This window comes from Roseibacterium elongatum DSM 19469, from assembly GCF_000590925.1.
Taxonomy (GTDB): domain Bacteria; phylum Pseudomonadota; class Alphaproteobacteria; order Rhodobacterales; family Rhodobacteraceae; genus Roseibacterium; species Roseibacterium elongatum.
The window spans coordinates 2,563,136-2,575,444 of sequence record NZ_CP004372.1; the positions used below are offsets into that span (position 1 = coordinate 2,563,136).

Genomic DNA, 12,309 nt, shown 5'->3' on the forward strand with positions numbered 1-12,309 from the left:
CCCTCGGTTCAGACGAAACGGGCCGCCCCCACCGGGCGGCCCGTCTTTTTTGCGGGCTCAGCGCTGCGCCTTGCGCCAGCGCGCCCAATCCTCGGGTGTGTCGAGGTCGGTCAAGGCGCGCTCTCCGTCCAGCGGCACAAGATGCACGCGCGCCTCGTGCGCCTGCAGGATGGCGCGTGCGCCGGCGTCGCCTGTCAGCCCCTCCAGCGCCGGGCGCAGGTCGGCGGGAAAGAGGACCGGGTGACCGGGCGTTCCATCTGCGGCGGCCGCGCGCAGAATGGCCTGCGGGGCCTGCCGCGACAGGCCGGCAAGGCGGTAGATGTCGTTCGCCGTCACGTCGGGCATGTCCGCCAGCACCACGATCATCGGGCCATCGCGCCCCTGCACCCCCGCCACGATCGAGGCCGCCATGCCCCCGCCCGGCGGGATGTCGACGATCTCGACATCCAGATCGGCCACCGCCGCGCGGCGCGCATCCTGATCCCGGGCGATCACCACACGGGTCGGACCCACGCGGGCGCAGCGCCGCGCCATGGCGCGGATCAACGGCTCGGTGCCCAGCATGACAGGCACCTCTTGCAGCATCTTGTCGGCCCCGCGCATCCGCGTGGCCCGGCCCGCGGCCAAAAGCACGATATCGATGGCATCCTCCATGACCGCAGACAGATCGCGAGTCGGCGGCCGGGTCAAGGATCGACAGACCGGCGTAGCCGGTGCGCGAAGCGCGTCCTTGACGCGGCCGTCGACTCGCACTGCACCATGAATATGGCCTGTTTGCTGGCAGACCTGCCCGCAAACGGCCACTCAGCACATGGAAGTCCCGCCAGCCAATCCTACCTACACCCGAGGGTCAGGGCACCGACCGCACGCGCAGCGTGCCGGGCCCAAGGGCTGGCAGGGCGCGGCAGCGCCCGAAGCGCGCGGGAGCGCCCCGGCCAGGGGCCTAGCCGCGCATCCGCGCGCCGTCGGCATCGAAAAGCGGCGTGGTGACCAGTCGCGCGGGGCGCATCTCGCCCAGAATCTCGATCTCGACTGTCAGCCCCTCGGCCACCCGGTCGCGCGGCAGGAACCCGAGCGCCACCGACACGCCCGCGTGGTGCGAATAGCCGCCCGAGGTGCAGAAGCCCACGACCGCGCCCTCAAGCCAGATGGGTTCATAGGCGACCACATCGGCATCCAGCGCCTCGACGACAAAGGCGCAAAGCTGCCGCTCGGCACCCTTGGCCCGCTCGGCCTCGGCTGCGGCGCGGCCAATGAAATCGGCGTTCTTCTTCCACGCGATGAAGCGATCCAGTCCGGTTTCCCCCGGCGTGTAATCGGGCGAAAACTCCCGCATCCACGCGCCGAAAAACTTGTCGAGCCGCAGGCTCATCATCGCGCGCATGCCAAAGGGGCGCAGGCCATGCGCCTGTCCGCCCTCCCACAACCTCTGCCACAGCGCGCGTTGTTCCATCGCGTCGACATAGATCTCGTAACCCAGATCGCCGGTATAGCTGACGCGCTGCACGATCGCGGTGGACAGCCCGATGGTCACCTGCCGCACATCCAGAAAGCGCATGCCGGCGACATCCTCGCGGCTGACCGCTTGCAGCAGATCGCGTGCGCGTGGGCCTGCCAGTTGAAACCCCGTGCGCCGGTCCGAGACATTGTCGAGCGTCACGCCATCACCCGACGGCGGATGGCTTGTGAACCAGCGCATGTGAAAATCCTGCGCCCCGTAGGAGGCGGTGAGTTGGAAATGCGTCTCCGACAGGCAGGACACGGTGAAATCCCCAACAATTCGCCCGCGCGGCGACAGCATCGGGCTCAGCGACAGCCGCCCCGGCGCAGGGATCCGGCCCGCCATGATCCGGTCCAGCCAGTCCCGCGCGCCGGGGCCCTGCACATCGTATTTGCCGAAATTCTGCAGCTCGTTGATGCCGACGCCCGCGCGCACGGCGGCGACCTCGCGGGCGGTGGCCTCCCACGCGTTCGAGCGTCGAAACGACGGCGTCTCATAGCGCGGCTCGCCGGGGGCGGCGAAATAATTGGGCACCTCCAGCCCGTATTGCTGGCCCCAAACCGCGCCGATGCCGTCGAACAGGTCATACATCGGCGTCGTGCGGAAGGGCCGCGCGGCGGGCAGCTCCTCGTTCGGGTAGCTGACGGAAAACCGTTTCTGGTAGTTCTCGATCACCTTGGGCAGCGTGTAGCCGGGCGTGGTGAAGCGGCCGAAGCGCGCCACGTCCATCGCGAACACGTCGCGCTCCGGCTCGCCCTCGACCATCCATTGCGCCAGCGTCAGGCCGACGCCACCGCCCTGGCTGAACCCCGCCATCACCCCGCAGGCCGACCAGTAGTTGCGCAAACCCGGCACCGGGCCGACCAGCGGGTTGCCATCTGGGGCAAAGGTGAAGGGGCCGTGGATCACCGATTTGACGCCCGCCGTTTCCAGCACCGGAAAGCGGCGGTAGGCAAAGGCGATGCTGTTCTCGATCTTGTCGAAATCGTCGGGCAGCAGCTCGTGGCCAAATTCCCATGGCGTGCCACCCACTGCCCAAGGGCGGCAGGTCTGCTCGTAAAACCCGATGCACAGGCCGCGTCCCTCTTGCCTGAGATAGCTTTCGCCGGCCGGGTCCATGACATGCGGGTGTTCCGCCCCGCGCTCGTAGATTTCGGGGATGTCATCGGTGACGATATACTGATGCTCCATCGGGTGCAGCGGCAGGTAGCAGCCCGCCATCGCCGCGACCTCGCGCGCCCAGAGGCCGGCGGCGTTGACCACATGCTCGGCATGGATCGTACCCTTGTCGGTGACCACGTCCCATGTGCCATCGGGGCGGGGGTTGGTCTCCAAGACCCTAGTATGCAGCACGATCTCGGCCCCGCCCATCCGCGCGGCCCTGGCATAGGCATGCGTCGTGCCCGAGGGGTCGAGGTGGCCATCCAGCGGGTCGTAAAGCCCCCCGAGAATGCCGTCGAGATTGGTGATCGGCGCGACCTTGGCGATCTCGGACGGCGACAGGATCTCGGTCTCGAGACCCATGTAGCGATGCTTGGCGCGCTCGGCCTTGAGCATGTCCAGCCGTTCGGGCGTGTCGGCCAGCGTGACGCCGCCCACATGGTGCAGCCCGCAGGACAGTCCGGTCAGGTCCTCCAACTCTCGGTAGAGGCGGATCGTATAGCCCTGTAGCGCCGCCATGTTCGTGTCGCCGTTCAGCGTGTGAAACCCGCCCGCCGCATGCCATGTCGACCCGCTCGTCAATTCCGAGCGTTCCAGCAGCATCACATCCGACCAGCCCAGCCGGGTCAGATGGTAGAGAACGGAGCATCCGACGACGCCGCCGCCGATGACACAGACTTGGGTGGTGGGTTTCATGCGGCCTCCGTCCTGTCGGTTTTGCCCATCTGACGGCGGGCACCGGGGCCGTTCATGTCAAAATGCGACATCCTGCGGGCCGCCCCGCCTCGCGCCCCCCGCAGGTGAACGGGCCGGCCGGTCCGATCGGGCGTGCCGGCACCGCCGCCCCGCCTAGAGCTTGCGGATTTTCAGTTGCGTCAGGCGGTTCATCTCGCGCGCGGCCACCTCGAAGCGGAAGCCGTGGAAGGCAAAGGTCTGGCCCGGTTCGGGGATGGTCTGCGCCTCGTGAATGACAAGGCCGGCCACGGTATTGGCCTCTTCGTCGGGCAGGGTCCAATCGGTCGCACGGTTCAGGTCGCGGATCGTCATCGCCCCATCGACCAGGTAATTCCCCTGCGCATCGGGCGTCAGCAGCGGCACATCCTCGATATCGAACTCGTCCGTGATCTCGCCCACGATTTCCTCGAGAATGTCCTCGAGCGTGATCAGCCCGCGCAGGGCACCGTATTCGTCGACCACCAGGGCAAAATGGGTGTGGCGGCGCAGGAACTGTCGCATCTGGTCGTCCAGCGTCGTCGTCTCGGGTACGAAATACGCCTTCATCGCCACGTCGGCGATCTTGAACGCCTCGATACCCGGCGCCGCCTCGCCGCGGGTCAGCCGGTCGATCCCGCGCAGCAGGTCCTTGGCGTGAACCACCCCGATGATGTTCTCGTGCTCGTCCTTGTAGACGGGCAGGCGCGTGTGCGGCGATTGCAGCGCCTGGCTCAATATCTCTTCGGGCGGGGCGTCGGCATCGATCATCTCGATCTTGGAGCGATGCAGCATGATTTCCTCGACCGTGCGTTCGTGCAGATCGAGCGCACCCAACAGACGGTCGCGCTGTTCCTTTTCGACCGACCCCTCGGAATGGCCGATCGACAAGGCGCCCATGATTTCCTCTTGCACCGACAGCATGTTGGCGCCCGCCGAGATGCGCACACCGAATACGCGCAGGACGCCGCGCACGATGACGCGGACAACGGCGACGATCGGGGCCATCACGGCGATGACCAGGCCGATGGGCCGCGCAACCCGTGCCGCCGAGGTTTCGGGGTCGTTGATCGCGTAGGTCTTGGGCAGAACCTCGGCAAAGACAAGGACAAGCGCGGTCATGACCAGCGTGGCTACGGCAACGCCGCCTTCGCCCAGTAGGGCGGTGAACAGCGCCGTGGCCAGCGAGGTGGCCAGGATGTTGACCAGGTTGTTGCCCAAAAGGATGCCGCCGATCAGGCGTTCGTTATCCTCTTTCAGGCGCAGGGCGCGGTCGGCCCCTTTCGACGGGCCGTCCGATTTGTCGGCCAGCGATTTCAGCTTGCCGCGTGACGCGGCGGTCAGGGCGGTTTCGCTGCCCGAGAAAAAGCCCGAGCAAAGCAAAAGAAAAAGGATCACACCTGCGGTGATCCATGTTGTGGGATCGGAAAGCGAGGCAGGCGCGTTGGCGGCTGCATCGACGGGAAGGGTCGGGTCCATGAGGCGGTTATGGGGGCGCGCGCGCCCTGCTTCAAGATGCAAGCGTGGCCAGCGGGCCGTTGTGGGGTGATTTCAGGCCGCGCGCCTCACCCGTCGCGATCGGCCAGGGGGTGGTGATCCAGCACCAGCCGTTTCAGCCGTTCGTCCAGAATGTGGGTGTAGATTTCCGTGGTGGCGATATCGGCATGGCCCAGCAGGGTCTGGATCGCCCGCAGATCGGCCCCGTTCTGCAGAAGATGCGTGGCAAAGGCGTGGCGCAGGACATGGGGGGTGACGCGGGCCGGGTCGATGCCGGCGGACAGGGCGATTTCCTTGACCAGGGTGAAAAAACGCATGCGCGTCAGGTGCCCGGCCTTCCCGCGCGAGGGAAACAGAAACGGCGAAGGCGGCGCGCGGCCTTCGGTGCGGGCCAGATCCTCGGCCGTGTCGCGCACGGTCAGCCATGCGGCGATGGCGGCGCGCGCCGGCGGCGACAGCGGCACCATGCGTTCCTTGCCGCCCTTTCCCTTGACCAGCAGCAGGTGCGGATGCCCCGAACGGCGGCGACAGGCAGGGTGACCAACTCGCTGACGCGCATGCCGGTCGCATAGAGCAGTTCCATCAAACAGGTGTTGCGCAGCCTGTCCGCGGCGCTGCGCCCGTGCTGACGGGCGGTGGTCAAAAGGAGATCGACCTCGGATATGTTCAACGTATCGGGCAGCGCCTTTTGGCGGGCCGGGCCGGTGATCTGAAGCGTCGGATTGTCCGGGCGCCAGCCTTCCTCATGGGCGAAACGGTAAAGTTGACGCAGGGAGGACAGCCGCCTTGCCCGCGTCGCACGGGCCAGCCCCCCGGCCTCGAGATCGGCGATATACGCCTCGATCTGGGCGCGATCGGCCTGCCCAAAGCCGCTGCCCCGGCGCGACAGCCATGCCATCGCATCCGTCAGGTCCCGGCCATAGGCCAGTTGGGTGTTCCGCGCCGCCCCCTGTTCGGCGGCCTGCGCCTCGAGAAACAGGGAAATCCAGTCGGGATCGGTCGGTACGGGCGGCATCGCTCAGCGCCCGGTCAAAAGCAGTTGCAGGGCGACGCGGCGGGCTACGTCTTCAAGGCCGACCTCGCGGAACAGGCGCAGCGCCTCAGCCAGATCGTCGCCATCCTGTGCCGGGGTGCCCAGCACGATGGATGCGCGCAACAGCGCCTCGCCCAGGCGGTCGTTCTGCAGAAACCAGGTATAGCTGTGGGGCAGGGGATCTTCGGCGAACCCCGCCGCGATCGCCAGGGCCTGCCGGTCGGCGCCACGTGGCGCGGTGGCGGGCAGTCCCTGCGCGATGGCAAAGGCGAAAACCTCGTCGGGGGTTTGCGGCGTGGCCTGCTGCGCAACGATCTCATAGCCCGGTGACAGCAACCCGACGCGACGGGCCAACAGGCTGGACTCGCCGATCAGGGGCAATCCCAGCAGGCGGTCAGCGAACACCTCGGCAAAGGCGGTCTCGAGGTTTGCCTCCTGCATGGCGGCCCAGGCCGGGGGAAGGCGGCGCGCGACCTCGGCGGTTTCGCGCGCCAGAAGGGCGGCTCCAGCGCCTGGATGGCGGCCACCCGGTCCCAGATCCCGCCCGAGGCCGAGGGCACGCGTTGGGTATAGATGGCGAACCACTGCTGCGGTTCGATCGCGCCCGAGCGCGTCAGCCGCTCGGCCGCGTCAAGCTGGGCGCGCCAGCCGGCCAGATCGGACAGATCGGCATGGGTGAAGGCCAGCGGCAGGCCGGTGACATCGGGGCGTTCGCCCACCGCCATGCGCATCTGAAAGGCCAGCGGCGTCAGATGCGTGTCGATGGGCAGGGGGGCGTCGCCCTCGAAAAGCTCGGGGTCGAGAAATCGCGCGATGACATCGTATTCCGCATCCGAAATCCGCCCGAGCGCCGCGCCGGTATCCAGCGACAACGCCGCGGCGGGCCAGTCGCCCGTCCGCGCCAGGCAGAAGATCTGCGCGGGGAAGGTGGGCGCGATACCGGGATTGGCCGTCATGGCGGCGCAGGCCCGGTCGGCCCGGTCGGTCAGGATGCTCACATCGAAAAAGCGCCGAAACACCTGCGGTTCGGTCGGGCCCGCGCGCTCCATCAACGCCTGGGCCTGGTCCAGCGCGCCGCGCGCCAGCAGCATGTCGAGCCGCGCCAGGAACAACCCCGCCCCATCGCCCGCCGCGCCCCGCGGCGGATCAAGCTCGGCCAGGGCCAGCGTTTCCGTGAAGGACAGGATCGCCGGCAGGCCCTGGGTCGGTTGTGCCCGGATCAGGCGTTCGAGATCCGCCGTGTCAGACCTGCCCCACAAATCCGCCGGGAATCCCGTGATGGCCGGCGGCAGAATGCCCACCGCGTCCAGGCGCACCGCGTCGAGCGGTTCGATCGTGAATGCCGGACGGCTGGCGGAGGTGGCCACATTCGCATGCGGTCGTGCACCGTGTCCGACAGCCAATCGGGCGGGGCCGTCGCCGGAACATCGGCCGGGGGCGCGGGCTGCTGCGCCAGGGCACCGGCGGTCGGACAGGCAAGGGTCAGGGCCGCGGCGATGATCGGTGCGGCTTGGCGGATCATGGCCTTAGTCGACATTCAACTCGACAGGTCGCGTCACGCTGGTCTGCTCGGGTTGCAGATAGCCGGAATAGGCATAGACGACGAGGGCGATCGCGCCCAGGACACCCAGAATCAAAACCAATCGGATCAACCGCCCCATATCGCTTGCGCACCTTTTATCCTGGGTCGCCCTTCGGCGTTTGCCGCCGCTTTGGTTTCCATATAAGCCATGCCGGGGGCGTTTGCGCCAGAGACAGGAAGATTTTTTCGACGATGGGCGAAACCGTGCCGGAGACCCAGCAGCGACTGCGCCGGACCATCGTGCTGATCGGCATGATGGGCTCGGGCAAGACGGCCATCGGCCGCGCGCTCGCCGCTCGGCTGGACGCCCCGCTTAAGGATTCGGACGCCGAGATCGTCGAGGCGGCGCAGTTGAGCATCGCCGAGATTTTCGAGCGCTTCGGCGAGGGGTTCTTTCGCGAGAAGGAAACGCAGGTGATCGCGCGCCTGCTGGACGGGGCGCCGTCGATCCTGTCGACGGGCGGCGGTGCGTGGCTGGCCGCGCGCAACCGCGCGATGCTGACGGAAACGGCCACGGTGCTTTGGCTGGATGCGGGGCTTGACCTGCTCTGGAGCCGGGTGCGGCACAAGACGACGCGCCCGCTGTTGCGCACCGCCAATCCCAAGGCGACCCTGACCGAGATCTTTCACGCCCGCCAGCCGATCTATGCCCTGGCGCCGCTACGGCTGCGGGTCGATCCCGGATGGTCCATCGACCAGACGGCCGACGCGGTGCTGGACATCCTGATCGACGCGGGGGCGGTGGTGACCCAGCGCAAGGAGGCGAGATGAGCGACATGGACATCGTGCGGGTCCCGTTGGGCGATCGTAGCTATGATGTGCGGATCGGACAGGGCCTGATCGAGCGGGCGGGGGCGGAAATCGCGCCGCTTCTCAAACGCCCAAAGGTCTGGGTCGTGACCGAAGAGACGGTCGCCGACCTGCATCTGCAGGCACTCCGCGACGGGTTTGCGGCGGGCGGCGTCGCGGCCGAGGCGCTGGTCCTGCCGCCGGGCGAGGCGACCAAAAGCTGGCCGCATCTGATCCGTGTGGTCGAGTGGCTGCTCGCGGAACGCGTCGAGCGGCGCGATATCGTCGTCGCGTTCGGGGGCGGGGTGATCGGGGATCTGGTGGGGTTTGCAAGCGCGATCCTGCGCCGTGGCGTGCGGTTCGTACAGATCCCGACCAGCCTGCTGGCGCAGGTGGACAGTTCGGTGGGCGGCAAGACCGGCATCAATACCGAGCATGGCAAGAACCTTGTCGGGGCGTTCCACCAGCCCGGCCTTGTTCTGGCCGATATCGGCGTGCTGGGCACGCTGACGCCGCGCGATTTCCTGGCCGGTTACGGCGAGGTGCAGAAATACGGGCTGCTGGGGGATGCGGCGTTTTTCGGCTGGCTGGAAGACAACGGTCCGGCGCTGGCCGCGGGTGACACGGCCCTGCGGGCCGAGGCGGTGCGCCGCTCGGTCCAGATGAAGGCTGATATCGTGGCGCGCGACGAAACCGAGCAGGGCGACCGGGCGCTGCTGAACCTCGGGCATACATTCTGTCACGCGCTTGAGGCCGCGACGGGCTATTCCGACCGGCTCTTGCATGGCGAGGGCGTTGCCATCGGCTGTGCGCTGGCCTTCGAGCTGTCGGCGAGGATGAACCTGTGCAGTCAGGAAGACCCCAGCCGTGTCCGGGCGCATCTAGCCGACATGAACGCCAAGCGCGATCTGTCTGATATTCCTGGCGAATTTCCTGACGCCAACGGCCTGCTGGACCTGATGGCGCAGGACAAGAAGGTTGTGGATGGAAAGCTGCGCTTCATCCTTGCGCGGGGCATCGGCGAGGCCTTTGTCACCGCCGATGTCCCGCGCGAGGTCGTGCGGGGCGTGCTGGTCGATGCGTTGAACACCCGGTGACGGGGACAGGCCGCCTCAGGCAAGCACCAGCATGTAATAGGCCCCGTAGCCGATCGCGGCGACCACGCCCAAAACCACGGCCAGCCGCAACAGGTTCAGCGCCAGCGTCAGGACACCCGCGATGAAAGCCCCAAGAATGGTGCCTGCAACAAACAGGCCGAGCAGCACGCCGTAGGGCAGCGCGAAGCCGATGGCCGCAAACGACGCCTCGGCATAGGGCAGCGTTTGCTGCACCATCGGCGGAACGCCGACCGCAACCCCGAAGATCAGCGCGGCGATCCCGCAAATGACGGCAAGCCACAGGGTCAGGCGATGTTTCAGCGCCTCACCCGTGGCGAAGGTGACGACTTCGACCGCCTCGACAAGAATTGCGCCGGTGACGATACGGAACCAGATCGGCGCATCGATGTCGGGCAGGGCGACACCGCGCATCCCGCCGGGTGCCGGGGGGGCGACGGGGGCCGCCCCCGGCATAGCGGGAGGGACATGTGTTGCCGCGCCCGCGGCGGACATTCCGTTATAGGACACGCCGGTATGGGCGCCTGTGAGATAGTCGTGAAAATTGCGGTCGGTGGAATCGATGGTCGGCATGGCAGCGGCTCTCCCGTGTCGAAACGATTGGGTCCGGACTGACCCGGTTCCTGATCGTTTCACTATCCACGATCCGCGTCGATGGAGGGATTCCTCCGTCAGTCCTTGCCGCGATAGGGTTCCACGTATTGCAGGGCCATGTCCCAGGGAAAGAAGATCCAGGTGTCCTGGCTGACGCCGGTGATGAACGTGTCCACCATCGGCTCGCCCTTGGGCTTGGCATAGACGGTTGCGAAATGCGCCTTGGGGTAAAGCTGGCGCACCAGTTCCAGCGTCTTGCCGGTGTCCACAAGGTCATCGACGATCAGAACACCTTCGCCATCGCCCATCATCTGGGCATCGGGGCTTTTCAGCACCTCGGCCTCGCGGCGCTGGTCTGCCTTGCCACCGCCGAATGGTAGGATTTCACGCTGATCGTATCGACGGTGCGAATGTCCAACTCGCGCGCGACGATCATCGCGGGCGCCATGCCGCCACGGGTGATCGCCACCACCGCGCCCATGCGCCGCCCTCTTCGGGGCCGTGCTTGTCCAGCCGCCAGGCCAGCGCGCGGCTGTCCCGGTGCAACTGGTCCCATGAAACGTGAAACCCCTTTTCATGCGGCAGTGGCGTGACCATGGCTTACCCCTCCTTGCGTTCGAGGCTCATGTCCGGGGCCTCGGGGTTCTTCATGCCGATGACATGGTAGCCGGCATCGACGTGGTGCGTTTCGCCCGTCACCGCGCTGGACAGGTCCGACAACAGGTAAAGGGCCGATTTGCCGACCTCGTCCTGCGTCACCGTGCGGCGCAGGGGCGCGTTGTTCTCGTTCCATTTCAGGATGTAGCGGAAATCGCCGATGCCGCTGGCCGCCAGCGTCTTGATCGTGCCGGCGCTGATGGCGTTGACGCGGATGCCGTCGCGGCCCAGGTCCTCGGCCAGATACATCACCGATGCTTCCAGCGCGGCCTTGGCCACGCCCATCACGTTGTAATGCGGCATGACCTTTTCCGCGCCGTAATAGGTCAGCGTCAGCAGGCTGCCGCCATTGGGCATGATCTTTTCGGCGCGCTGGCAGACGGCGGTGAAGGAATAGACCGAGATGTTCATGGTCATCGCGAAATTCGCCGGGCTGGTCTCGACATAGCGCCCGCGCAGTTCGGACTTGTCCGAGAAGCCGATGGCATGCACCACGAAATCGAGGCTGCCCCATGTTTCCTTTAGCGTCTCGAACAGGGCGTCGAGGCTGTCCTCGTCGGCCACGTCGCAGGGGATCAGCAGGTCGCTGCCCAATTGGGCGGCCAGCGGTTTGACCCGCTTTAGCAACTGCTCGCCCTGGTAGGAAAAGGCCAGTTCGGCGCCCTCGGCGGCCAGGGCCTTGGCCACGCCCCAGGCGATGGACTTGTCATTTGCAAGGCCCATGATCAGCCCGCGTTTGCCCGTCATAAGACCCATCGATGTCCCTCGTGTGTAGATCCATGCAGCCGTCGGGGGCCGGTGTAGGCCAAAGGGGTCAGGGCCGCAAGATTGGACAGGCCGGCATCTGACGACTTGCAGGCCGGACGCACATGGCTAGGTTTGCCCGCAGACCGGAGGAGTTTGGGGACCCTGTCATGAGCGATCGAAACGGCCTTTTTGCGGGTGACGACCCGTTCCTCTTGGCGCGGGACTGGCTGGCCGAGGCCGAGGAGGCCGAAGTCAACGACCCCAACGCCATCGCCCTCGCCACCGTCGATGCGGAGGGTCTGCCGAATGTCCGGATGGTCCTGCTCAAGGAGATCGAGGCACCGGGTGGCGGCGACGGGGCATTTGTCTTCTACACCAATTACCAAAGCGCCAAGGGGCGCGAACTCGACCAGTCGGGCAAGGCCGCCTTCGTGATGCATTGGAAAAGCCTGCGCCGCCAGATCCGCGTGCGCGGCCCGGTCGAGCGCGAAGAGGGGCCACAGGCCGATGCCTATTACGCGTCGAGATCGCTCAAGAGCCGGCTGGGGGCCTGGGCCTCGAAACAGTCGCAGCCCCTGTCGGGGCGCTCGGCCCTGATGGCCGAGGTGGCCCGCGTGACCGCCCAGAAGGGGACCAACCCGCAACGGCCGCCATTCTGGGGCGGGTTCCGCATCAGGCCGGTCGAGATCGAGTTCTGGGCCGACGGACCGTTCCGTCTGCACGACCGGTTTCAATGGCGCAGGGCCGGGCCCGGCAGCCCGTGGCAGGTGACCCGGCTCAATCCCTGAAACGGTGGAATGGCCCGCGTTTCATTGCAAATCACACCGACTCGCGCCGCGCGAAAAAACCAGTCGCCTGAAATGGCGGGATATTTTTCGGTTGTCGCCTGTCCCGTTCACGACAATATCAAAGGTGGGACAGC

General features: G+C 66.8%; 11 protein-coding genes and 2 pseudogenes. 3 read left to right on the top strand and 10 right to left on the bottom strand.

What is annotated here, in order from left to right:
• Positions 1-57 precede the first annotated feature (57 nt).
• The 7 genes and pseudogenes from ROSELON_RS12450 to ROSELON_RS18945 form a co-directional block, all read right to left on the bottom strand.
• Positions 58-654, bottom strand: coding sequence for a nucleotidyltransferase family protein (locus tag ROSELON_RS12450; RefSeq protein ID WP_025312695.1), 597 nt, complete (start codon positions 652-654; stop codon positions 58-60).
• 289 nt (positions 655-943) lie between these two features.
• The gene (locus tag ROSELON_RS12455) at positions 944-3,358 is read right to left on the bottom strand and encodes a GcvT family protein (protein ID WP_025312696.1); all 2,415 of its coding nucleotides are present in this window, start codon (positions 3,356-3,358) and stop codon (positions 944-946) included.
• A gap of 153 nt (positions 3,359-3,511) precedes the next feature.
• Positions 3,512-4,852, bottom strand: a complete 1,341-nt coding sequence (locus ROSELON_RS12460; RefSeq protein ID WP_025312697.1) for an HlyC/CorC family transporter — start codon at positions 4,850-4,852, stop codon at positions 3,512-3,514.
• 86 nt (positions 4,853-4,938) lie between these two features.
• Positions 4,939-5,885: pseudogene (locus ROSELON_RS18795) on the bottom strand (tyrosine recombinase).
• 3 nt (positions 5,886-5,888) lie between these two features.
• Positions 5,889-6,308 (bottom strand): hypothetical protein, encoded by a 420-nt coding sequence (locus ROSELON_RS17570; RefSeq protein WP_198020755.1) that lies wholly within the window; start codon positions 6,306-6,308, stop codon positions 5,889-5,891.
• Entirely contained in the window at positions 6,275-7,270 is a 996-nt protein-coding gene (locus ROSELON_RS12470; RefSeq protein ID WP_051508414.1) for a hypothetical protein, read from the bottom strand. Before ROSELON_RS12470 ends, ROSELON_RS17570 begins: the two co-directional genes overlap by 34 nt.
• 159 nt (positions 7,271-7,429) lie before the next feature.
• Positions 7,430-7,564 (bottom strand): hypothetical protein, encoded by a 135-nt coding sequence (locus tag ROSELON_RS18945; protein WP_281172814.1) that lies wholly within the window; start codon positions 7,562-7,564, stop codon positions 7,430-7,432.
• Positions 7,565-7,677: 113 nt separating this feature from the next.
• Between ROSELON_RS18945 and ROSELON_RS12475 the strand changes: the two genes are divergently transcribed.
• Together ROSELON_RS12475 and aroB are read left to right on the top strand one after the other, a co-directional pair.
• Positions 7,678-8,256, top strand: coding sequence for a shikimate kinase (locus ROSELON_RS12475; protein ID WP_025312698.1), 579 nt, complete (start codon positions 7,678-7,680; stop codon positions 8,254-8,256).
• Positions 8,253-9,371 (top strand): 3-dehydroquinate synthase, encoded by a 1,119-nt coding sequence (gene aroB / locus ROSELON_RS12480; protein WP_407059656.1) that lies wholly within the window; start codon positions 8,253-8,255, stop codon positions 9,369-9,371. The genes ROSELON_RS12475 and aroB overlap by 4 nt, the downstream gene beginning before the upstream one ends.
• Before the next feature lie 15 nt (positions 9,372-9,386).
• On the opposite strand, the gene ROSELON_RS12485 is transcribed toward aroB, so the two are convergent.
• The 3 genes and pseudogenes from ROSELON_RS12485 to fabI all read right to left on the bottom strand — a co-directional run bounded on the left by ROSELON_RS12485 (position 9,387) and on the right by fabI (position 11,396).
• Entirely contained in the window at positions 9,387-9,962 is a 576-nt protein-coding gene (locus tag ROSELON_RS12485; protein ID WP_025312700.1) for a hypothetical protein, read from the bottom strand.
• Between the two features lie 98 nt (positions 9,963-10,060).
• Positions 10,061-10,580 (bottom strand): annotated as a pseudogene (gene gpt, locus ROSELON_RS12490) (xanthine phosphoribosyltransferase).
• Between the two features lie 3 nt (positions 10,581-10,583).
• Complete coding sequence (gene fabI, locus ROSELON_RS12495; RefSeq protein ID WP_025312701.1) at positions 10,584-11,396, bottom strand: enoyl-ACP reductase FabI; 813 nt, start codon at positions 11,394-11,396, stop codon at positions 10,584-10,586.
• A 158-nt stretch (positions 11,397-11,554) separates the two neighbouring features.
• Between fabI and pdxH the strand changes: the two genes are divergently transcribed.
• Entirely contained in the window at positions 11,555-12,175 is a 621-nt protein-coding gene (gene pdxH / locus ROSELON_RS12500; RefSeq protein WP_025312702.1) for a pyridoxamine 5'-phosphate oxidase, read from the top strand.
• Positions 12,176-12,309 lie beyond the last annotated feature (134 nt).